This window comes from Limosilactobacillus sp. DJ3M12 (assembly GCF_947381695.1).
Lineage (GTDB): Bacteria > Bacillota > Bacilli > Lactobacillales > Lactobacillaceae > Limosilactobacillus > Limosilactobacillus kinnaridis.
In genome coordinates this window covers 1-23,213 of sequence record NZ_CANCWY010000008.1, presented here as the reverse complement: position 1 = coordinate 23,213, position 23,213 = coordinate 1, and the positions used below count along the sequence as shown (strand labels likewise).

Annotated in this window: 22 protein-coding genes, 1 tRNA gene and 2 pseudogenes; 10 read left to right on the top strand and 15 right to left on the bottom strand. The window is 38.8% G+C overall.

What is annotated here, in order from left to right:
* Position 1 precedes the first annotated feature (1 nt).
* Positions 2 to 660, top strand: a pseudogene (locus QOS06_RS05750) (NAD(P)H-binding protein).
* Between the two features lie 34 nt (positions 661 to 694).
* Positions 695 to 826, top strand: a complete 132-nt coding sequence (locus QOS06_RS05745; protein WP_003667147.1) for a hypothetical protein — start codon at positions 695 to 697, stop codon at positions 824 to 826.
* 44 nt (positions 827 to 870) lie between these two features.
* Here QOS06_RS05745 and QOS06_RS05740 read toward each other — a convergent pair whose 3' ends face one another.
* Positions 871 to 2,061 carry a phosphopentomutase gene (locus QOS06_RS05740; protein WP_087214893.1) on the bottom strand — a complete coding sequence of 397 codons (1,191 nt, stop codon included), beginning with the start codon at positions 2,059 to 2,061 and terminating at the stop codon, positions 871 to 873.
* 103 nt (positions 2,062 to 2,164) lie between these two features.
* On the opposite strand from QOS06_RS05740, the gene QOS06_RS05735 reads away from it, so the two are divergent.
* Positions 2,165 to 3,973 carry a heavy metal translocating P-type ATPase gene (locus QOS06_RS05735; RefSeq protein ID WP_152697173.1) on the top strand — a complete coding sequence of 603 codons (1,809 nt, stop codon included), beginning with the start codon at positions 2,165 to 2,167 and terminating at the stop codon, positions 3,971 to 3,973.
* Between the two features lie 48 nt (positions 3,974 to 4,021).
* Here the strand turns inward: QOS06_RS05735 and QOS06_RS05730 are convergent, their stop codons facing one another.
* The 3 genes from QOS06_RS05730 to QOS06_RS05720 form a co-directional block, all read right to left on the bottom strand.
* Positions 4,022 to 4,756: a M57 family metalloprotease gene (locus QOS06_RS05730; RefSeq protein WP_078009274.1), complete on the bottom strand. Its 735-nt coding sequence runs from the start codon at positions 4,754 to 4,756 to the stop codon at positions 4,022 to 4,024.
* A gap of 75 nt (positions 4,757 to 4,831) precedes the next feature.
* Complete coding sequence (locus QOS06_RS05725; RefSeq protein ID WP_003671365.1) at positions 4,832 to 5,536, bottom strand: hypothetical protein; 705 nt, start codon at positions 5,534 to 5,536, stop codon at positions 4,832 to 4,834.
* A gap of 108 nt (positions 5,537 to 5,644) precedes the next feature.
* Entirely contained in the window at positions 5,645 to 5,965 is a 321-nt protein-coding gene (locus QOS06_RS05720) for a hypothetical protein (RefSeq protein WP_003671366.1), read from the bottom strand.
* Between the two features lie 285 nt (positions 5,966 to 6,250).
* Here QOS06_RS05720 and QOS06_RS05715 point away from each other — a divergent pair, with 285 nt between their 5' ends.
* A complete protein-coding gene (locus tag QOS06_RS05715) occupies positions 6,251 to 7,606 on the top strand; it encodes an FAD-dependent oxidoreductase (RefSeq protein ID WP_085650270.1) in 1,356 nt (451 codons plus the stop codon).
* Between the two features lie 270 nt (positions 7,607 to 7,876).
* Here QOS06_RS05715 and QOS06_RS05710 read toward each other — a convergent pair whose 3' ends face one another.
* The 6 genes from QOS06_RS05710 to tpiA form a co-directional block, all read right to left on the bottom strand.
* Complete coding sequence (locus QOS06_RS05710) at positions 7,877 to 8,011, bottom strand: hypothetical protein (protein ID WP_258415011.1); 135 nt, start codon at positions 8,009 to 8,011, stop codon at positions 7,877 to 7,879.
* A 70-nt stretch (positions 8,012 to 8,081) separates the two neighbouring features.
* Positions 8,082 to 10,931 (bottom strand): DEAD/DEAH box helicase, encoded by a 2,850-nt coding sequence (locus tag QOS06_RS05705; RefSeq protein ID WP_283595635.1) that lies wholly within the window; start codon positions 10,929 to 10,931, stop codon positions 8,082 to 8,084.
* Positions 10,932 to 10,951: 20 nt separating this feature from the next.
* Positions 10,952 to 11,452 (bottom strand): phosphatase PAP2 family protein, encoded by a 501-nt coding sequence (locus tag QOS06_RS05700; protein WP_003671371.1) that lies wholly within the window; start codon positions 11,450 to 11,452, stop codon positions 10,952 to 10,954.
* On the bottom strand, positions 11,452 to 12,405 hold the full coding sequence (locus tag QOS06_RS05695; protein WP_035160034.1) for an aldo/keto reductase: 954 nt from the start codon (positions 12,403 to 12,405) through the stop codon (positions 11,452 to 11,454). Before QOS06_RS05695 ends, QOS06_RS05700 begins: the two co-directional genes overlap by 1 nt.
* Positions 12,406 to 12,543: 138 nt before the next feature.
* A tRNA-His gene (locus tag QOS06_RS05690) sits at positions 12,544 to 12,618 on the bottom strand.
* A 55-nt stretch (positions 12,619 to 12,673) separates the two neighbouring features.
* Entirely contained in the window at positions 12,674 to 13,444 is a 771-nt protein-coding gene (tpiA, locus tag QOS06_RS05685; RefSeq protein WP_019252844.1) for a triose-phosphate isomerase, read from the bottom strand.
* A gap of 442 nt (positions 13,445 to 13,886) precedes the next feature.
* Between tpiA and QOS06_RS11140 the strand changes: the two genes are divergently transcribed.
* From QOS06_RS11140 to QOS06_RS05660, 5 genes are all read left to right on the top strand, one after another.
* Positions 13,887 to 14,129: a phosphate-starvation-inducible PsiE family protein gene (locus QOS06_RS11140; RefSeq protein ID WP_463201423.1), complete on the top strand. Its 243-nt coding sequence runs from the start codon at positions 13,887 to 13,889 to the stop codon at positions 14,127 to 14,129.
* Positions 14,130 to 14,140: 11 nt separating this feature from the next.
* Positions 14,141 to 14,683, top strand: a complete 543-nt coding sequence (locus QOS06_RS05675) for an RBBP9/YdeN family alpha/beta hydrolase (protein ID WP_204758917.1) — start codon at positions 14,141 to 14,143, stop codon at positions 14,681 to 14,683.
* Positions 14,684 to 15,162: 479 nt separating this feature from the next.
* Positions 15,163 to 16,188, top strand: a complete 1,026-nt coding sequence (locus QOS06_RS05670; RefSeq protein ID WP_283595631.1) for a cation diffusion facilitator family transporter — start codon at positions 15,163 to 15,165, stop codon at positions 16,186 to 16,188.
* A gap of 331 nt (positions 16,189 to 16,519) precedes the next feature.
* Positions 16,520 to 17,938, top strand: coding sequence for a Na+/H+ antiporter NhaC family protein (locus QOS06_RS05665; RefSeq protein WP_085719616.1), 1,419 nt, complete (start codon positions 16,520 to 16,522; stop codon positions 17,936 to 17,938).
* Between the two features lie 143 nt (positions 17,939 to 18,081).
* A complete protein-coding gene (locus tag QOS06_RS05660) occupies positions 18,082 to 18,315 on the top strand; it encodes a cytochrome b5-like heme/steroid binding domain-containing protein (RefSeq protein ID WP_283595630.1) in 234 nt (77 codons plus the stop codon).
* 55 nt (positions 18,316 to 18,370) lie between these two features.
* Here the strand turns inward: QOS06_RS05660 and QOS06_RS05655 are convergent, their stop codons facing one another.
* Positions 18,371 to 19,021 (bottom strand): NAD(P)-dependent oxidoreductase, encoded by a 651-nt coding sequence (locus QOS06_RS05655; protein WP_085650262.1) that lies wholly within the window; start codon positions 19,019 to 19,021, stop codon positions 18,371 to 18,373.
* Positions 19,022 to 19,099: 78 nt separating this feature from the next.
* Complete coding sequence (locus QOS06_RS05650) at positions 19,100 to 19,327, bottom strand: hypothetical protein (RefSeq protein WP_085650261.1); 228 nt, start codon at positions 19,325 to 19,327, stop codon at positions 19,100 to 19,102.
* 107 nt (positions 19,328 to 19,434) lie between these two features.
* Here QOS06_RS05650 and QOS06_RS05645 point away from each other — a divergent pair, with 107 nt between their 5' ends.
* A complete protein-coding gene (locus QOS06_RS05645; protein ID WP_098035208.1) occupies positions 19,435 to 20,175 on the top strand; it encodes an SDR family NAD(P)-dependent oxidoreductase in 741 nt (246 codons plus the stop codon).
* Positions 20,176 to 20,338: 163 nt separating this feature from the next.
* On the opposite strand, the gene QOS06_RS05640 is transcribed toward QOS06_RS05645, so the two are convergent.
* The 3 genes and pseudogenes from QOS06_RS05640 to QOS06_RS05630 form a co-directional block, all read right to left on the bottom strand.
* Positions 20,339 to 21,661, bottom strand: a complete 1,323-nt coding sequence (locus QOS06_RS05640; RefSeq protein WP_283595628.1) for an MFS transporter — start codon at positions 21,659 to 21,661, stop codon at positions 20,339 to 20,341.
* A gap of 424 nt (positions 21,662 to 22,085) precedes the next feature.
* A pseudogene (locus QOS06_RS05635) lies at positions 22,086 to 22,223 on the bottom strand (group II intron reverse transcriptase/maturase); the annotation flags it as partial.
* A 300-nt stretch (positions 22,224 to 22,523) separates the two neighbouring features.
* A partial coding sequence (locus QOS06_RS05630) for a MiiA motif-containing surface protein (protein ID WP_283595627.1) occupies positions 22,524 to 23,213 on the bottom strand: 690 nt, incomplete at its 5' end.

Below are 23,213 nucleotides of genomic sequence, written 5' to 3'. Positions count from 1 at the left end.
AATGAAATATATGGTTACTGAGGCAACCGGGCACCTTGGTCAACACGTTGTTAAGCAATTAAGCAAGCTTATATCTCCAGATAATATCCGCGTTGGCGTTCACAATCCCGCAAAAGCTTCCCAATTCAAAGATGCCGGATACGAAATTGCGGCAATTGACTACTATGACGTCGCTAAGATGACAGCGGCCTTTAACGGAATTGATATTGTTATCTATATTCCAAGTATTACCTACTTAGTTAAGGATCGAATTGACGAATTCGAGAATTCACTAACTGCAATGTTTAAGGCAGATGTTCATAATTTAGTCGATGTTAGTTTTATTTCCGCCAAGATAGCGCTGAAGCCATCGCCAATGTAGCAGTCAAGCCATACTTGCGAGATAAGGGACAAAATTATCTCCTTACCATGAGCAAAAATTATACAATGCAAGAACTTAGTTATATTATGACTAATGTTACGGGTGAAGAAATTGGTTACGATCCCGTTACCGTAAAAAAATTTGCTGAAATTTACGCTGCTGAGGGTGACGGAAACGAACTTGCTTCTATGTACCAAGCAGCTGCAATGGGCTTGATGAACCAAGTCACTGACGACTTTCCGCATATCACTGGACATCAACCAACAGATATGAAAGAATTCCTTATAAAAAACTACTAAGCGTTTAAGTAAATTTTGAAAGGGTGTCTTTTCTATGTTTACTCTTCCCCTTGGTATTGGACAAATTCATGCAATGCACGAGTTATTTAAAACAAACCCGCGTCTTGCTGCCCTTGTCCTTCTTTTGATTATGGGAATTGCTATTTACTATAAATTTCATCGTTAATATAGATAAAAGAGGATGGAAAATCAGAATTTTTCCATCCTCTTTTATCTATATGCAGAAAATAATTTTCTTAAAAAACTATTACCAACTGGCAACTTATCTCCTAAATCATAATTATCAAGAATTGTTGCCCCAATATCGCTAAAACTTCTGCCACCGAGAGAAATATTTTGTTTAATCTGCGGGGCTGTTATAAGTAAGGGTACATATTCACGAGTATGTTTTTCACCAGGATAAGTAGGATCATTCCCGAAGTTCCCCGTCACAATCAGTAAATCATCATCTTGCATTTTATCGATGACTTTTGTAAGTTCGTGGTCAATCCGCATTAATTCCGTTCCAAAGCCTTCAGGATTACGTGCTTTACCAAATTGCTCTATCTCTCCCACTTCTGCTATACAAATACCTGTAAACTTTTTCTCGATCAGTTCTTGCAACTGAACAAAGCTCTCTTGATTATTCCCGGTTATTTCATAATGGTCCAAACCAAAGAACTGGGTACTTTTCCCGATTAACTTCACAGCATAACCCTCTTCCAAGAGACAATCAATAACCGTTGGACTTGCTGGAGCTAAAGGAAATCTATAAAGTTCTTGGGGATAAAAATTAGCCGCCTGGTTCCCACTAAAAAGAAGGCCATTCACATTTTCGATAGTATATGGGGAATTATCCAACATTTTTCGCAAAATCTGACAATCTTCTTTTAATTCGCCAACCGAAATAGTCTGTTCATGCGCAATTAACCAAACACTTGAAGAACTAGCCGTCGCTACTAGCAGACCACCTGTTGCCAATTGTTCAAGGCCATAATCTTTCAACGCAGTACGAATATTCATTAAGGAATTGCTTAAAAGAGGGCGCTTTGCTTTTCGCGCAAAATTAGTCGCTATTTTCAACGGCACACCATCAATAAAAACGTCAGGTTCAGCGGTCGTTGCTAAGCCCATCATCTCCCACTGGCTCTCGCGATTACTCAGGCCCGTTGAAATTGAACTCATTTGACCATAAGCAGCGTGAAGCTTTTCAAGCGAAGACATCCCCATAATCGGGTGTAAGTTGCCAAGACCCATTTTCTGAAAAGTCGGTAGTTGTAGCCGTACTCGAAAATGTTCCCCAAGGTGTCCTAGTGTGTCAGCCCCTAAACTCTCAAAATGATTGGCATCAGCCGTTGCTCCAATCCCTAATGAATCAATTATCACTACAAAAATTCGTTGATAAGATTGTCCATTTTGCATTATTTTTCACCAGTTTCCTTAATATTTCTAATTTTTTATTATATCATTGCATAAAAACCCTATAATTAAATTGTAGAAAGCACGAGGACTAAGCGGGGGTATTATGAAAAAACTATCTAATAAACAAAAATTAATCATCATCCTAGTAATTGCAGCAATCGCAGTTGTGCTCCAATTTGGATTTCATTTACAACTTTTTGCCCAAATTCTGGTTACTGTTGTCGGCGCAATTGTTGCTTTTTCAATGTTTATTGGCATGATAAAAACTATCCGTAGCGGTAAATATGGCGTTGATCTGCTTGCTATTATGGCTGTCGTTGCAACGCTAGCTGTTAGCGAATACTGGGCAGCGATGGTTATTCTTGTAATGTTAACCGGAGGAGATGCCTTAGAAGATTATGCTGCCAAAAAAGCAAGCACCGAATTAAAAGCATTACTTAATAATTCACCACAAACGGCGCATTTAATCACCAATGGCAAAACCAGCGACATCCCAGTTAACGATGTCAAAGTTGGTGACCAGCTTATCGTTAAGCCTGGAGAATTAGTACCAGTCGATGGAATCATTAAAAATGGTGAGGGATTGTTCGACGAATCGTCATTAACTGGTGAATCACGACCAGTTTCCAAAACAGCTGGTGACGAAGTGATGTCAGGATCAGTTAATGGTGATAATGCCATTACTTTACAGGTCACCAAACTAGCCAAAGATAGCCAATATCAGCAACTCGTTAAATTGGTTAAGGAGGCTGAATCGACTCCTGCCCACTTTGTTCGATTAGCCGACCGATACGCTGTTCCATTTACGATTATTGCTATTATTATCTCTTCACTTGCATGGGTATTTTCCGGTCGTCCCGAACGATTTGCGGAAGTTCTCGTTGTTGCTTCACCATGTCCGTTAATCCTCGCAGCTCCCGTGGCAATGGTTTCTGGAATGAGTCGAGCTTCACGAAATGGAATTGTTGTCAAAACAGGGAGTGTACTGGAAAAACTAGCAGTTGCTAAAACTGGTGCATTTGATAAAACAGGAACTATTACAAGTGGTCAATTGACCGTTGATAAAATCCTCCCTACAGGAAAAATAGACTCAACGCAGCTCCTCCATTATGCTGCAAGTGCTGAACAACAATCATCACATATCCTAGCACGCTCACTGATTTCTTATGCCACTGCATATAATGTTTCCTTATCAACCGTTGATCAACTTAAAGAATTAACCGGTAAAGGAATTTTAGCAACTGTTGATGGGCGGGAAGTTAAAGTAGGAAAATTAAAATTCGTATCTCCTGAAAATCTTGACCAGATGTTAGCAGCAACAGCTATCTATGTGAGCGTAGATGGGCAATACTATGGTGCAATTACTTTTACCGACCATATTCGTCCTGAAGCAAAGCAAACAATGAACCGGTTAAAACGGCTTGGTGTTGCCAATCTATTAATGTTAACGGGAGACCAAGCTGTCATTGCAGATAAAGTTGCCCAACAAGTCGGGATAACGCAGGTTAAAGCCGATCTTCTTCCACAAGATAAAATCAATGCACTTAAAGCCATTCCAACAAATGAACATCCTGTTTTCATGGTTGGCGACGGCGTAAACGACGCACCTTCTCTTGTGACAGCCGATGTTGGAATTGCGATGGGAGCTCACGGATCAACCGCTGCTAGTGAATCAGCTGCCGTTGTTATCCTAAAAGATGACCTTTCGCGAGTCGCAAAAGCCGTTAGCATTTCTCAGGAAACTCTGCGGATTGCAAAACAGGCGGTCCTAATCGGAATTGCAATCTGTACTATCCTAATGCTTATTGCTAGCACCGGAATCATTCCGGCCTTTTTCGGCGCCATGTTACAGGAAATAATTGATACTGTCTCTATCTTATGGGCACTAAAAGCACGGAAAATGACAGACTAAATAGAATAGCGAGGCTGAGAGAAATTTACTTCTTTCAGTCTCGCCATTTTATTTATTATTAGTATATAGTTTTTGAACTGCTTGCACATCATCTGGTTGGATCGTATAGAATGATCCAGCAGGCTGCATTACCGAAACAGCATTGGTATGATCAAGTCCAATCGCATGCCCCAGTTCGTGCTCGGCTGTATTAACAATTCGTTCCTGACTATAGCCATAACTTGGGTCAGTTAAATAATATGTATTTAAGTACACCGTTGCATGCATAAATCTCCTTGTCAACGAATTCGAGGACGTCTTCGTTAACCCAGCAGCATTTGAATCAGAACGGTTCATTGTTGTAACAACGATATCTGCTTTACTTTGATTATTTACTGGTTTGAACGTAAACGCCCCAGTCTGATTCCAGCTTTGAATTGCAGTATTAGTAGCTGCGTCAAGTTGAGCATTATTTGTATTTACATAGACCGTTGCTTGATTAGTCGCCCATCGTCCAGTAGATGGAATTGAAGTTTGTGTACTTGTTTGTTGTTCTGTCGTTGGTTCTTGGTCACTTTTGGAAGAGCCATTGTTTGTATCGTTTAAGTGCAGATTAGAATTATCGTTTGAGCTTGTATCGTCTCTGCCAATTAACTTAGCAATGCGATCACGAACGTTCCATGCAGTTTGGTTCGCCGTTGCTTGAACTTGTGCATCATTGAAATAAAGCCATCCTCCACCTACTAAAAGTCCTATTATAAATATCCGCTTAAGCAGTCGAAAAATGAAATTTATCTCGTTCACCTTCTTTCAATTATTACTAATTATAAAAAGTCAATCGGGATAAATCATGAACTAAATTTTAAATTTTGGTAACGATCAGCGACAATTTAATTCACGCTCTAAATCACAAGCATAAAATTTCAAGATCTGTTCAATCGCCATCACATCATTTTGGGCTTGATGATATTTAACCCGGGGAAGGTGCAATAAACGACACATCTTTTCCAGACTGATCCCACTTTTACTTTTCCATACTTCTTTAGCGACTAGCTTTTCCAGATCTAACGACTGAATCGTACGCCAGGGACGGTCCTCTTTCCTAATCTTTAATCGATTTGCTTCATAATTCAATGATTCAAAGTCAGTTCCATTATCCCAGCTTACAATATAGTCAGGCCGCTCTACCGCAATGAAATGAAAAATCCGGTTAAAAATCTGCCTAACCTCATATCCGTTTACTTCTGAAAGGCGGAGGTCATATTGTCGCAAAAAGGCCAATTGTCGCTCAGCAGACATATTCTGGGCATAGAGGTAGTAATTAAAGCTGTTTTGTGTTTCAAACATCTTCCCCGCAATCTGAGCAACGCCATTTCGATGCTTCTGCTGATCCTGAAAAAACTCAAGGTCCAAAATAAGGAATCGCGCATGACTATTTAATCGTTGACGTAATTGATCAAAGTTTTTAATGGCCGGCGCTTTCTGGTCCTCTTTGTCCTTCACGGCTGGCAACGACTGTAAAATCATCTCTGTCACCGGCGCAAAAGAACTAAAGTGAACTACCGACATCCCATCTTTTGGCATCTCTACTCCTCCTAAACATATGTTCGATTAATTATATCATAGAGTTGAGAGTTAGCATATAAAAAATAGGACTGGAGAAAATTTTGTTTTCTCGCAATCCTATTTTTCCTAGTGTAAACATGTGATAAAAGTGATTAAACCAAAGATAATACCAGGGAAATTTGCCCAGAAGACTGGCCAATCACGTTGCTGCTTGAAGTAAGCATAAATGCACCATAACGTACAGTTAAGCGCTGCCACTAATGGTTGTAAAGGAGCACCGTAATTTCCGGCCAAATTATTCTTAATCTGTGAAATGTAAGATACATACATCAAAATAGCTACGACTGTTGCAACCTTGCTTAAAATGTCGATAAACTTGGTCTCTTGAATAACTTGCTTCTTTTCATTTGCTTTTTGGGAGTGTTCTACTAAGTGTGCAGCTTTCATTATAATCTCTCCTCAATCAAAACTTTTTATAAATTAGTAAAACGTTTTATTTTGATGAAGCACAATCTATGATCAATAATATACAATGTTCATCTAATACGTTTTTCTTTAATATACAAGTTCTGACTGCAGTTGGGACTAATATATTTACGATATTATCCTAACACTTTGTTCAATATAACGCAAACTGCACAATTGCCTTATTTGAGCGTTTTAAGTGACAAAGCGTTTATTCTTAGTATAATTTGAAGGTACATAAAATAATTAAAATTGGAGGTTTCTTCCATGAAAACAGTCAAAAATATTATCATTGGTTTTGGGAAGGGCGGAAAAACGCTTGCGAAGTTTCTCGCTCAACATGGAGAACAAGTTCTTGTTATTGAAAAATCGAAGCAAATGTATGGAGGAACCTGCATTAATATTGCTTGTCTCCCTTCCAAACGGCTAATTATTGAAGCTGCTCATGGAACCTCATTTGAAGACGCGGTCGATGGAAAAAATGTAATGACATCCCAACTCCGACAAAAAAATTATCAAATGCTAGCAAGCGAAGAAAATATCACTGTCTTAGATGGAACTGCTCATTTTACTGGTAACCACACGATTGATGTGCAAACGCCAGATGGGCAAACTCTTTCCTACAAGGGTGAACGTATTTTTATCAATACTGGTGCAACACCAACCATCCCTGATATTCCTGGATTGAAGAGTAGTCCATTTCTCATGAATTCTACCCAAGCAATGGAGCAGCCTAAGTTACCACGTGAACTCGTGATTATCGGTGGCGGTTATATTGGTCTTGAATTTGCAAATATGTTCACTTCCTTTGGTTCACACGTCACGGTTCTTGATCACCATCAGACTTTACTACCACGTGAAGATGATGATGTGGCAGAAATGGTAATTCAAAACTTTAAGGATAACGGGGTTCGCTTTGAAGTTGGGGTTGATATTAAGGCAATTAGCGAACAAGATGAGCAAGCTGCAATTACTTTTGCTAGAGCTGATAATCGTGAAACAACTATTTTCGCTGATAAAATTTTAGTGGCAACCGGCCGGAAGCCTGCAACGGCGGACCTTGATTTACAAAACACAGATATTAAGGTCGCTAAAAACGGCGCGATTGTTGTCGATGACCTCCTCCATACTAGCGTTCCTAATGTGTGGGTAATCGGGGATGTTAAAGGTGGTCCCCAATTTACTTACATCTCGCTTGACGACTTCCGAATTATTAAAGATGAATTATTCGGTAATAAAGAACGGCGAGTTAGTGATCGTTTAATTGTCCCAACCAATGTTTTTATTGAACCTTCCCTTGCACAAGTCGGTTTAACGGAAAAAGAGGCGCAAAAACAAGGGAAAGATTACCTACTCTTTAAGATGCCTGCTGCCGCAATTCCAAAAGCAAAAGTATTGAAGGATACCCGTGGGCTGCTTAAGGTATTAGTCGATCCACAAACGAACTTAATTATTGGGGCTACCCTTTATGTCCAGGAAGCGCAAGAAATTATCAACATGATTGTTCTTGCAATGCGGGCAAAACTCCCCTATCAAATGCTTCGGGACCAAATCTATACCCACCCAACAATTAGTGAAGCATTTAATGATTTATTTAAACAACCAGTAAATAAAAAAGAATGATAAGAAATAGAAGTGGGAAATAATCTCCTCGACAAGGCTCAAGGCTAGTTCCACGATATCGTAACAATATTCGTATGAAAAACGAGGCTGTTGAAAAAACAAAAGTTTTTTCTCAGCCTCATTTTTTTATAGCTTATTATCAAGACGATCAATTAGTTTAGAAATATGATTATTAAGTTGATCAATCGTGTCTTTTTGTTCATCGATATGTTCTTGTTGTCGTTCAATGGTATCGCGTAATTCATCTTTCTTGCTTTGCTTGTTCTTCTTTTAACTCTTCTTTAGAGACTTTACTAGTGCTCCTATCGTATTGACATCAAATTCATTTAGTAAGCCAGCCAATTCATCTAATTTAACATCCCGAACTGAACGCTTATCACTAGTTTTTACCTTTCCTTTTGCCATAATATGCATCTTCTTTCTACGCCTTTAATTATAGAAAATTTAGCAAAAAATGAAAGCGATATATTGATGGTTACATTGCCAATAGGTTCATTATAGTTGAGGTCAATGGATGTTCTAAAACTAAATCCATCCCCACTGCCGCTTTTTTCTTTGGTCCAACCAATTCTTCTCTTACGGAGTCCGGTTGAATATAAGCAGGACCTAAATAATAAAATTCTTTGCCAACTGCATCACTCTGTTTTACAAATAAGTGTAATTTTACTTGCGGCTTACCCTCTTTTACTCCTGCAAGCAACCGCTGGACCTCATCAGATGAAAGATGCCGAGGTGTCCGTGTATACCAGCGCAATGAACGTCCATCTTGTAGTTGATTATTATAAATAGCATTTCTTTTTTCTTCCACATCCTTATGGTAGGTAATGAAAATTGGACACACATCTTCTGCCACTCGATACCCATATAACGGCGCACTTACATCGAGGGGCCAATTTAATAAACGACAAACATCTTTGCGGTCATATTGCTGATAAAGGGTAAATGCTTGCTTGAGGTCATATTGCTTAGCGATTTCAAGTCCCGTTGTTAGTACATCTATAAACAACCTATTGAAATCATTGTGACTTTCTAGTCCTGCTCGAATTTTTGAATTTAACTGATACGTTAACAAATCTGGATGATCAATAATCGGCTGTCCGCCATACTGATCCTTTTTTACCTGTTTACCAGCTTTTACATTAAAGAATTGCAAACTTAAAATATCGTCAACTGATTGTAAAACAGCTGGCGTAACGCGAATATTTTGATGCTTTAATTCTGCTTTAAAAGCATCAATTAAACACGTACCGCGAAGTAAGCGTTGAAGGAGAATCAATTCATGTGGCCGTTTACCGTTAAGCAACTCTTTAGTTAAAAAGGCTAGTACTTGACGCTCATAATTTGTTAATTTAAGTTCTATTCCCATCTTTTCTAAGAAGTCACCATAATGGTTGAGCTGGGAATTTTGCGCAAATACTCGGGGATCAACAGAACTATAACGATAAAAGTCATCCAGCAATGGTGTTCTCCCTAGTTGGTTAGTTAAATCATGGTATGCCTGCCGCAATTCACGCATCGAGTCCAATTTAACTTTATCAAGGGAGACTAAAATTTGTTCTTCGGCAACCTTCGTAAAGTTAATGGTTGAAACGTCAAAATTCGTTGGCACCTTAACTTCACGGCGCGCTTGATCCTTACTTCGACTATTATCCTGGTTAAGAGCAAGAGGAATCATGTAATTATGTTGGTAATTCCCAATAAAATCAATAACTGTCACAAAATCTTTACCAGGATATTTACGCAAGCCGCGCCCTAGTTGTTGAATAAACACAATTAGTGATTGGGTATTACGCATCATTACAATCTGATTTACTGATGGGATGTCGACCCCTTCATTAAAAAGATCGACGGTAATGATATACTCAATCTTTCCTGCCTCTAATTGCTCAACTGCCTTTGCTCGCTCTTGACTACTACTTTGATTTGTCAATGCAATTGCAGGATGGTTAGCCGCGGCAAATTGGACTGCCAATTCTTTTGCCTCTGCCTGCCGACTACAAAATACTAATCCACGGGGCTGATCGCCACAATATCCATAATAGTCTAATTGGTTAAGAACATAATTAACCCGTTTTACAGCAATCAACTGGTTTAACTTAGAAGTCTCAGTAATAACTTCTCCATCAACTTCATAATCGGTAACCCCCACGTAATGGAATGGTGCTAACATTTTAGCAGCCAATGCATCTTTCAGCCGAATTTCATAGGCTAAATGATAATCAAACAGTTTAAATACGTCTTGATTGTCCATTCGTTCAGGGGTTGCAGTCATCCCCAACCAAAATTGCGGCATAAAGTGGTTTAAAATTCGTTGATAACTAGGTGCTGCTGCACGATGGGCCTCATCGATCAAAATGTAGTCAAATTCGGTAGCTTTGAGCTTATTCAGTACTGCTTGTTGGCTTAGTGTTTGGACAGTTGCAAATAAATATTTAGCATTCCAATCATGGCGATTACCTGTCAATAACCCGTAATCAGTTTTTTTGCCGCCGATAACTCGTCGAAAACTAGCTAACGATTTTTTGGCAATTTGTTCTCGATGAACAATATATAAGAAACGGCGCGGCTGATATTTTTTAACCGCAAATGCTCCCAGATATGTTTTTCCAGTTCCCGTTGCTGAAACGACCAATCCTTTCTTAGCGCCAGTTTTTATCAGAGTGCTTAATTGTCCTAAAGCGGCCTGTTGCATTTGATTAGGTTCAATTGGTTTTAATTTTTCTGGTTGCGTCACCCTAGTCTTTGGTGGTTGCCAATTCTTTCGATACTCCGCAATCCACTCTGACGTTAGAACAGTACTCTCATGTTTAACAGCATCCAATTCCGTCGTTAGTTGTTGAAAAAAGCTTCCTTCTTGGCGGGAACTTAATTTTAAATTCCACTCCTTATTAACTAATAAAGCAGACCGTGTAAAATTAGCACTCCCAATAATTACGGTCTGATATTTCCCATGATCAAATAAATACCCCTTAGTATGAAATCCATTAAGATCAGCAATTCTGACCGTTAAATTAGGAATTTTTTGCAATTCTTCAAACATCGCGGGGTGATTAAAATTCAAGTAATTACTGGTAATGATGGTCCCGTGTACTCCTTGCTGTGCTAAGTCAGCCATCACTGCCTTAAAGGGGACTAACATATCTAACGTAATAAAGGCAACTGACCACGTAAAGTCTTTACATGACAGTAATTCGTGCCGTAACGTTTGCCAAATTGTCGATGATTGGTTGTTGGTTAATAATTGCGGACCTAACAGCGTATTACCTTGATATTGAGTACTAATAAGTCCATTCAAAATTGCATCTTGAAGCACTGAATTGTCCATGAAATACACCTTTCTAAAATTTAGACAAGAAATAAAAACGAACCACAAATAAAGCCACAAATAAACCCGATAACCACATCACGAGGAAAATGAACTCCGCCAATCACTCTCGTAATAGCAGAAACAACAGCTAAAACGAGTAAGATCACTCCTAAAATCAAATTTAACCTTAACCCACACATCGCAATAACAGTCGCCGAAAAAACATGACGACTAGGCAATGAATCACCAGTTTTTTGACGTAGAATTAAGGGGTTAATCGAAAATTCTTCATATGGTCGTGGTGCGTCAATTCGTTGGCGAATAAAAGAAAGCAGGATAAAGCCAATACCGGGAATAAGCAGAAAAGGTCCTGCTTTCAAGACATTATTTTTCCCTACCCACACTAATATAACGATGTAAGCAACGTACATAGTCCACACAACAAATTTATTAACCGCCCGTAATAAAGGAATTGTCCACGGGTATCGATAAAAAGGAGCTGTAATATGCTGATAGAACTGGAGATAATCTTTTTTCATTATGGCAAATCATTCCCGGCCGCAAGATATAGATCATACCATTCTTGGCTCGTCAATGTAATATCGCTCCCCTTAGCACTGTCAATAATATGAGCTGGCGTCATGGTACCAAGCAACACTTGCATATGCGCAGGGTGACGTAAAATCCATGCAACGGCAATTGCATTTTTACTTACCTTATATTTTTGTGCAAGAGTTTCTAACATTGCGTTTAACTCGGGGAATTGATCATTATTAATAAACGTCCCTGCAAATGTACCGTACTGGAAAGGCGACCATGTTTGAATCGTCATCTGTTTACGACGCGTATATTCTAATAATCCCCCGTCATGATTGATTGCAGCATCATCAGTCATATTTGTATGCAGGCCAAAATCAATCATCCCCGTATGCTTTAAGCCAAACTGTACCTGGTCAATCAAAAGTCGTTGATTTGTCGCCGCTTGAAGGAGCGCGATTTGTTGCGGGTTAAAATTTGATACTCCAAAATGGCGGACTTTCCCAGATGCTTGAAGTTGGTCAAAGGCCTCTGCTATCTCTGCGGGCTCCATTAAAGGGTCTGGACGATGAATCAAAAATGAATCAAGATAATCAATCCCCATCCGTTGCAAAATTCCATCAACAGCAGCAATTAAATGCTTCTTTGACGAATCATACCGCGTTATTTTATTATCCGCGTTCGCAAAAAGTCCTCCTTTTGATTGAATGTAAAAGTCATCACGGGTAAGACTGCTTTTCTTTAATGCTTCACCAAAATGGATTTCCGAAGATCCACGTCCTAACTGTGGGTCGTTGCCATAAATATCAGCTGAATCAATAAAGTTTATTCCAGCATCGTGGGCGGCTTCTAAGGCATCAATCGCTTTAGTCACTGCTAACGTCCCCATCCGCATAATACCTAATGCAACGTTCGATACTTTCCAACTTGTTCCACCAATTTGTACGTTTTTCATAATTAAAGCCCCTTTTTCTTTCTCCACCTTACTATTTTAAGTTACTTTCTTGGATGTTATCAATTAAAATTCATAAAACAGAGAATACAAAAAAACGCGATGGCAAAGGAAAAATCCTTTGCTATCGCGCTAGGTCAGGGCGGTATGTGGGATTCGAACCCACGCGTGCCGGACCCACAAACCGGTGTGTTAACCAAACTTCACCAATACCGCCATAACAACTGTTAATAACTATAACATAAAATGACGGCAAAGAGAAATACTTTTTTTATTTTTCTTGATCATTTTTAAGATAATTGACCATTCGCAAGAAATTATCAACATCTAAACTTGCCCGACCGATTAATACTCCATCCACATCCGGCTTGTTCATAATCATTCCGATATTATCTGGATTGACACTGCCCCCATAAAGAATCCTGATCTTATCAGCAATCTCATAAGTATAGTTATCAGCAATCGTTCGCCGAATTTGACGGCATCCTTCTTCAGCAAGAACTGGATTAGCATGCTGACCATATCCAACTGCCCAACTTGGTTCATAGGAAACAACTACATTTTTTATTTGGTCAAGAGAAACGCCCCTCAATACACTCATTAATTGTTGGAAAACGTAATGAATCTCTCCGTTGACTTCTTTTTGAACCATCGTTTCGTCCGTACAGATTATCGGGGTAACACCCATTTGAAGGGCCGCCAACACTTTTCGATTAACCAACTCATTATCCTCATGGAATAAATGGCGCCGTTCAATATGCCCTAACATTACGTATGAAACACCGGCATCAGCTAAACCTCGTAAGCTAATCTCACCAGTGAAAGCTCCCGAATATTCAGCTGCCGCGTTTTGCGCGATTATCTTTAATCCTGAATCATCAGCAGCATGAACCATACTCGGTAATGCAAAAGCTTGGGCCGCAATTCCGACTTCAACTTCTTGCGGATCTGGCAGTTTTCCTTTAATTGCGTCCACAAATTCAACCGATTCCTGGACATTCTTATGCATCTTCCAATTAGCAGCAATAAAGGGTTTTCGCATTTCTCGCCCCTCCTTTTAGTATTCATCTTTAAGTATCGCATATTTTTAACAATTATTTTGTTAAATATTAGCTAAATTTCTTGACCATTGCTATCCTAAGGTTAAAGCGTTTTCTTGAGGAGTATAAGAGAATGAAAAAAATATATAAATTAGTGGGACTGTGACATAAGTTAAGTTACTTTCATAAAAAGCAAATACGCAGTACAATAATGGCCTCTAATGTCCGGCAAAACCGAACGTTAGAGGCCTATTGTTGCTTGCGGGGGCTCCCAGAGGCTAGCTTCGCGTCGAAAAACGAAGTCACAAGTGACTTCTGTCTCGCTCCCTATTTTACGTCCATGTACAATCGGCGCACTAGCAATTCTAGGGATTTTATTAACTATTATCTTATTTACGGAAACTTTTTGGCTGATTCCCCTTATGCAAGATGGGAATACGGATCATGTTATTTTTAAGATTTTGGATCGTGTCATTGTCTTTTTTCTTTTCATTTATGACAATGATAATTGCCGCGCTAAAACATCATGGCCGAATTGCGGTCGATTTCCTATTAAGCTTAGGAATTATGGCTTTAATCCGGGGACTAATTGCCGCCCACGGTCAGCCTTATGAAATTCTTACTAATTCGATTGCCATTTTATTGTTAATCATCGGCATGGTAATATTGAAACACTTTATAAAATAGGAGTCTTAATAATGAAGAACGCATACTTAATTCATGGTACGTCTACCCGTGATGATGACTGGTTTCCATGGCTCGAAGAAGAAGCAAAACCAGTAATTACCCTTGATCGGATATGGCTACCAAATCCCTTTAATCCCCAACAAGCTGAATGGGATCAAGCGGTTGACGACCAAATTCATCCCCAAGATAACCTCATCCTTGTTGCCCATAGTTTAGGATGTATTACCGCCCTTCGTTATATTGAACATCATCATGTTAAAGATGCACGACTTTTACTTGTGGGAGCATTTGACAAAGAATTACCAGCTTATCCTGAATTAGATGAGTTTATGAAAGATCGGCCTCATTATGAGCATATACTCCCTAAACTTGCTAAAGCTACCGTTATAACAGCTAAAGATGACCCAATCGCTCCTTATCAAAATAGCATTGTGGTCGCTAATAAAATTAGAGCAAAACTCATAGTTAAAGAAAAAGGCGGCCACTTTTTGACTAGTGACGGCTTCACAAAATTTCCTCTAGCCTTAAAAGAATTAAACAGATTAGCTAAATAGATTAATTTTATAAAGAAATAATTCGATTTGACTTAATAATTAAAAATTATTAATTCATATGATAGTTACTTATAATATTTTGCTTATAATCACTCCTTTCTTTCGTAGAAAAGCTCATTAAAAGCTTAGCTAATTATTATCGTCACTATTGCTAAGACCTGTTACAATACTTGGTGGAGAGGGGAAAACAATCATTATAATTTGTTTTCCAAAAAGGCAACTGTAATTAGTTGTGCTGTAAAAAATATTTTAATTATGTAAAGGAGTTGTTCAATATGATGTCAATTATGAGTAATATGATCGCTGTAGTAAGTTTTATGGGACTGATTATTGCAACATGCGCCCACGTAATTAATAACCGGGCCTAGCAATTATTTTCATTATTATTTTGAGTAAAAGCTGAGAAAATCGTTTTCTCGGCTTTTATTTTTTGCGTTACAATTAAACTGATTTTATTAATCAAGGAAGTTCTTAAATTAATGACTAAATTTAAAAGACATACAGCCGAAGAAATGAATAACTGGGAAAAAACGCAAGCAAATGAACTAGCAAAGATTCGAGCTTCCCAACACCATTTAATCTATAACTTGATTGCTTATGTTGTTATTTCAATTATCGAGTACTGGTTAGCTGAAATAAGTAAATCGCAGACGTTACGAGCCGATGCCTTTAACAACCTTTCGGGAATTATCTCGACCTTTTTATTGATGATGGGCTTACACATTGCTCAGGATGTGGATGATGATGATATCATCGGCGCACGGCTGCCTTCGGGAAATTATCAAGCGCACATGGGATCTGACCAGCGAGTACAATTCGTTCGTTGGCGTTATGAGACAATTTTTTCCCTTGTCACAGCGGTCGTTATGGTTGCGATTGCCTTAAGCGTTATCATCGATGGCATTAAAAGTCTACTCGATCCTGCAAGTCGGGTGGTTCCCCAACCAGTCGCATTGATTGGGGCCGGAATCGCGTCAGTTATTATGTTAGTTGTTTGGTATATGAATCGCCAAACAGGGCTTAAATTAAAAAACGCCGCGTTGCTTGCTTCTGCCCAAGATAGCCTGAGTGATGCTTTCACCAGTATTGGAACTTTGATTTCAATTGGCGGTGCTCTCCTCTTTAACCTTCGTTGGCTTGATGGTGCTACCAGTATTGTCGTTGGTTTCTTCATTCTGTATTCTGGACTAAAAATTTTCTTTGAAAGCAGTCTTAACTTAACCGACTACTTTGATCCGCGGGCTGAACAGGAATACCGCCAAACAATCACCAATATTCCACACGTTGTAAAAGTTGTCGAACTAAAAGCTCACTATAACGGAAATGTGGTCACGCTTGATGCTTCCGTGATGGTTAACGCTAAAATGACGATCCTCAAAAGTTTCCAATTATCAGAGCACATCGAAAATGTAATGCGAGAAAAATTTGGAATAATTGACACTGATATTTCTTTTGTCCCCGACCCTCATTCATTTTCTGATAAGGATATTTCTGGCGAATTTTAAAATTAGAGTTTGACAAAATCAAATTAGAATGTTTTAATAATTATAACTTAACTTGAAAGGAACGACTAACATGATTCAACACTCATTAACTTCAACCAAGTATTATAACAACTATGCTTACCGTGCATAATTGTCTGTACTCATTTAGGTACGGACAGCGGTGTTCGTACCTAAGCAGGGTTGTTTTAATGAGTCCTTTGCTAGGTACATTGATCTAGTAAGGGCGTGTAGTTTTCCGCGAGTTTTTATACTACCGTAATACCAACTAGATTAAGCAAATGCCGCTGATCTAGTTGGTATTTTTTTATTAAAAAATAAGGAGAATTACACAATGAAAACTATTAACAAATCAAAAAATAGTCCTGAGCCAGTGATTGGTTTTACTGAAAGTTTACTTATTCTTGGCGTTATTTTATGCATCTTAGGCTACCCTATTATTTTTAAGCACCAAGAACCGCAAGCCCCATTATTTATTTCATTTGTTTTGCTTGCTGTTTACGGGCGAATTCGTGGATTTAAATGGGATACCGTGATGGGGGGAATGCGTCATGGTTTGCGAGCCGGTGTTGACCCTCTCATTATCTTTCTTTCTATCGGCGTCTTAATTGCTACCTGGATTTTCTCAGGAACTATTCCAACAATTATGTACTTTGGGTTTGAGATTATTTCTGTAAAGTTCTTCTTACCAACAGTTTTTATTGTTTGTACCCTTGTTGGGGTTGCTTGTGGAAGTTCATTTACTACTGTATCAACAATGGGAATCGCCTTTATTGGCATTGGCGCAACTCTTAAAATTAACCCCGGTTTAACTGCGGGGGTAATTGTTTCAGGGGCCTTTTGTGGTTCGAATATTTCCCCGCTTTCAGGAACAACAAACCTTGCCGCCAGTGTTGGTGAAATTAGTATCTACAAGCATATTAAATCCCTGCTCACCACCGATATTCCTGCCTGGGCAATTTGTCTTATTCTTTACACTTTCTTAGGGTTAAACTCCAAAAATGTTAGTTTAGGCGCCGTTCACCAAATGATGGCCGGGCTACAAAGTGGGTTCTGGATCTCTGGATGGGCTCTTCTCCCAGTTCTGCTCCTAATCGTATTAGCCATTTTCCAAGTTCCTGCTATCCCTTCCCTTGGTCTGGGCTCACTCTTCGCGGTCATACTTGGCTGGATTCATGCACCTAAAACCAGCCTCACGACGATTACTAATACCATCATGACTGGTTACGTCTCCCATACCGGTGATAAAACAATCGATACATTGCTTTCTAAAGGCGGTATCTCTAGTATGCTTACTTCTCTAGCCTTAATTATCTTCGCGCTTGCTTTAGGTGGCTTATTGATCAAGTTCAATATTATTAGCGCTATCATCAATCACTTAACTGGGATTGTAAAGACACCTGGTCGGTTAACATTCTCCACAGCTCTTACTTGTATTGGGGTTAACCTCCTTGTTGGGGAACACTACCTTGCAATTATTCTTCCCGGGCAATCATTTCTCCCATCATTTGACAAATTAGGCTTAAAGCGGGTTGATTTAACCCGGATTCTCAATGATGCAGGAGCCGCAGTCAACGCAATTGTCCCATGGAGTGTTTCTGGGGTATTCATCGCTAGTACCTTACAAATCAATCCATTAAGTTTCATTCCTTGGGCATTTTTCCCATTCCTCGTTACGATCCTAACTATCATTGCAGGAATGCTCGTGAAAGTCTCAGTCAAAAGCCCTGCTGCAAACTTAGCAACTGAATAAATTGAATTTCCGATGTCATTACCATTTTCGTGTTATAGTGGTGATAGGATAACGAATAAACTTGTCATCTATTTTCATATCTCATTACACTCATACAGGAAGAGGCCGAGTCAATTCCCAGCTTCTTTATGGGAGGGATTATTATGCGGTCATTTACTCACAATGAATTAGCGCAATATAATGGGCAAGAAGGTCGTCCAGCATATATCGGGGTGCGTGGAAATGTTTATGATGTTTCTGAAGTTCCAGAATGGAAAGGCGCAGAAATCCACGGTAATGTTTTCGGCCATAATTTATCAGATGTCACCTATCAACAAGCAGCCAAAAAGTGTTCACCGGTTTCAAAACTTCCAATTATTGGAAAATTAGTTGACTAATATTAAAAGGCATGAGAATTGATTTGCGTTCTCATGCCTTTTATAGTTCCAATAACTATTCTGCATCAACAACGGTAATTCGTTCACGATGGTGGCGTGGTGCTAAAATTTCATTGACCACTAACTTTGCCATTGTTCCTGCAGTTACCTTTGATTCATTTTGTTCATTAAATAATAATTCATCCTGACCAAGAATATAATTAGTCGCAACCCCAGCTTCAAATACTGCCGATGGTGAAATTCCTAGCCAGTCAATATCAGAAATAGTTTCAAGATACTGTAATTCTTTTAACTGCTGGCGGGGTGTATTAATCCATGTCTCAGCACCAGGCATCTTTTCAATATCATCAACAAATAGATGCTTATCCTTACCAGTTTTAAGGCTTCCGGCACCGAGGATGAAAATTAAACGGATTTTATGTTTTCGGGCTAAAACTACTAATTTCTCAGCCAGTCTTACTTGCCGATCCGCATTCTCTGGACTAGTACCATATGCATCAACAATTACATCAAACCGCGACAACAAACTATCACTTAAGGCAAAAATATCACCACTGATCAAATTGGCATCATCACCAAGGATCTTTCTGGCCTTACTCTCATTTCGAACAATTCCAGTTACATTCAAATCTTTTTTCGTCGATGCTAATTTATAGATTGCACTGCCTGCCATTCCAGAAGCACCAATTATTCCAACTCTTATCATGACTATCCCTCCTTGGACTACATTCCCTTCATGAATAACTCTATCACGAGGAAGTATTCTTGCCAAAGAAAAGGCTTTCTATTCGTTACTAGCTAAATAATGGCGAATATTGCGAATACACTTATTAAGCTCAACCCAGTCATTAAAATTCAGGTCAAGGTCTTTCACTTGATAGCGATCAGGTGGCGTAATGACTGCTCGTTCTTGTCCATGATATTTAAGAATTAGTTGTGCGTCTACTTGTTCTAATGTATAGCCACGTCCATGAAGCCAATTTTGAAGTGCTTCTAAGGTTGCTGTATTCATTGCGTTTCCTCCTTATCCTTATTTTATTATAAGGACTTTTCTAATAAATAGCTAAATCTGACCAAAAATGCCATAATTAGAGAAAAGCTTAGAGAGGAGTTTTATATATGCAAACAGTTGTTATTAGTGGTGGAACCTCTGGGATTGGTCTTGCCACTGCTGATATTTTTCTTAAAAATGGATGGAATACGGTACTTATCGGTCGTGATACCGAAAAGGGGATGCAAGTTAAACAACAATTAGGCGAAACGTATTCCCCGACACAAGTTGCTTTTATTCAAGCCGATATTAGTAAATCAAGTGAGGTTGAACATGCTAAGCAAATAACCCTCAATAAATTTAAAACCGTTGATGCGATTATCAATAATGCAGGAATCGTTATTCACGGCGAGGTTCATGAAACAAGTGAAGAAGATTGGGATAAAATCTTTGATGTTGATGTTAAGGGAACTTTCCTCGTTAGCAAAGCCTTCTTGCCAACAATGATTGAACAAGATCATGGTAGTATCGTTAATATTTCCTCTGTCTCAGGAATGGCTGGTGATCGAGCAATGGTTGCTTATAATGCCGCCAAGGGAGCAATTATTAACATGACTCGGGCAATGGCAATTGATTACGGTAAAAATAATATTCGCGTAAATGTTGTTGCACCTGGTCCGACTAATACCCCGCTTTTTCACCAAGATAAACAAAAATTCGCAAAAAACAGTCCATTAAATCGGATTGTTGAACCCGAAGAAGTCGCCGCTGCAATTTATTTTGTGGCTAGCCCAGCTGCTAGTGCAATCACGGGAGAAGTAATTCCTGTAACAGCTGGCTTTGAAATCTCAACTGGACAACCAATGTAAATAATAAAGCCACTAGTATCATTTAATATGTGTTACTAGTGGCTTTATATCATTATTTATGACTGGACCAAAGTTTTTGCATCATCTTTTTTAACGGGGACATAAATTTTTATCTAATAGCTATAATCAGTAAGTTTTCTCACTAATTACTCTAAACAAGATATTATTTAGTATAATCCATATCCTTTGTTTCTTTTGTCAATAACCAAGAAATAACTGCTAGTACTGATAAAACTAGCATATAATATCCGGCCGAATGTAATCCATAATTAGCAATTAACCAAGTTGTTACAGTTGGAGCAACGGCTGCCCCAACCACTGCAGCTAAGTTGTAAGTAATTCCTGCACCAGAATAGCGAACTCTGGTTGGGAACAGTTCAGGCAAAACAGCGCCGACTGGACCATAAAGAGTGCCCATTACTAAGAATCCTAGTCCTAAGAAGAGTAAAACGCCAACTAAGTTATGTTGTCCTGTAAGGAAATATGGGAATACCAAGGAATAGCCAACTAGTGCTACTGACGCAGTTAATAGAACTTTTTTCCGACCAACACGATCTGCTAATACAGAAGTTAACATGATCAAAACAGCGAATTCAGCAATTGCACCCATTAATAATAATAAAAATTCCGAAGAGGTAAAACCTAAAGCTGTTGTAGCATATGATAATGACCAGGTTGTTAATGTAAAGAATAGTGCATAGGTTGCTCCCATGATGAAAGTTCCTTTTAAGATTTCACGCCAATTAGATTTGAATACTTCACGAAGAGGCGAAGCAGTTGTGTTATCACGTTCTTGAGCCAACTTAAACAAAGGTGTTTCTTGTAAACGACGTCGGACATATAACCCTATAACGACTAAAACAGCCGAGGCCCAAAAAGGAATTCGCCAACCAAACGTCATCATTTGCGCTGGTGTTAGTACCCGTTCTAAAGCAAAAAATAAGCCATTGCATATGAAGAATCCGATTGGTGCTCCCACTTCCGGAAATGCACCATATAATGCCCGCTTGTTAGCCGGAGCATTTTCAGTAGCTACTAATACAGCCCCGGACCATTCACCACCAAGCCCGATTCCTTGGACAAACCGACAAAGGCAAAGTAACAATGCTCCCCAAACGCCGATAACTTGATAGCTAGGAATGAAACCAATGGCTACTGTCGCCACTCCCATTACTAAAAGTGAGACCACAAGTGTTTTCTTGCGTCCTAAACGATCACCATAATGTCCAAAGAGGAAGGAACCTACCGGGCGTGCTACAAAGGCTACTCCAAAAGTCAACAAACTTAAAAGTGTTGCGAGTAAAGGGGTCATTTGCGGAAAGAAAATTTTGGGAAAATAGGCAGCAGATGCAGTCCCGTAAGCGTAAAAATCGAAAAACTCAATTGCCGTTCCCATCATCGAAGCCAAAATTACTGTCTTGACAGGATCACGTTTTACATTATGCTTGCTGTTTGTCTGCGGGGTGTTAGTTACTGTACTATCCATAGTATTTACCTCTCATTTCAATTTAATTTACGATCTATTATCACTTAGTCTTAATTTCACTTTCCATTTTTTCCACATCCCTTCAATAAAAAAAAAACCAGCTAACTGTTGAACAGTCAGCTGGCCGACAGAAATGTCTCTACCAATATCACTGTTCACATCCCTAGTATAGTGATACGAACAGCACTAATTATTCGCATCATCTAATTAATGATCCGAATAATAATAATATTTACGTGTACATTAGTAGTAAATGACATTAATCTGTTCTCGCTTTCGTTTTAATTAATAGTAAGATCTTATTATAGCCATAATTAGAAGTCAATAAAAATTCACATCATTTTTTAATTTTATTCTAAATTTATAGTGTTATATATTCTTCCCCATTTCTCCATTTCAATAATAAGTGGAATTAACGTTTGTCCAAAGTTGAAATTAACTTATCATGATTTACCGTGTCGAAATACTTCTCAATATCAAGATCGATCACCCATTGATAGTCAGAATCTAGATATTCTAAAACTTGCTCAATGGCATCATGTGCACTGCGTTTAGATCTAAAAAGGAAAACGGAGCTGAATGAAATCCGAAGATTTCATCCAACTCCGTTTATTATTAGGGACTTATGTCACAGCCCCTAACTTCAATTTTTAGTGACCACCTGGTTCTATTTCAACAAATTTGACAAAGAGTCAAAAATTCTAGCATATGTAACACCATAAAGACGAATGGGTTACAATCATGCTTATTACTTTTTACTAACGATCTAAAATCTTGATTCAAATAAAGACTATGACCTAATCAGATGATAATCTCACATCAGTTATAGCAAATTCCAATTTCTTTGATTAATCTATGATCATTATTCTTCGTGATGCTTCTTCTTTAATCCGAGTAGTCCGAATAAGCTTAAAAACAGCCCTAATATTTCTAAAATCGTAACATCTTTAGTTCCTGTTTGTGGTAATGTCTTTAAGCTATTATTCTTGCTACCACTCTTAGCTGTATTTCCATTCATACTTTCTGCATTATTGACAGTGTCACCACTGGTTTCATCATCAGTATTAGAAATAGTCCCATTAGATCCACTAGAAGAATTTGAATCATGCTTATTTCCAGAAATACCTTTAATTAAATCTCTGCCTGGGATAGTGTCCTTGGAGCCATCTGGGTATGTTATGGTTGCTGTTCCATCATCACCTACTGTAATCTGACTGCCTGATGGAAGAGTATCCTTGTTGGCATTAGTTACATTAGTCTTGACTTGGTCCTTTTCACTATCAGTTAAGTGACTTGGATTCGTTACTGGTACCTTGGTTTCTGGAACACTTGGAGTAGTCTTATCTGCGTCGGTTGATTGACGAACTAGGTCACTTCCTGGAATGGTGTCCTTGGAGCCATCTGGGTAAGTTACTGTGGTGGTACCGTCATCGCCTACTGTAACTTTAGTGCCTGCTGGGAACTTATCCTTGTTAGCATTATCGACGTTGTTCTTAACTTGATTCTTTTCATCATCAGTTAAGTGACTTGGATCCTTAACAGTTACCTTGTC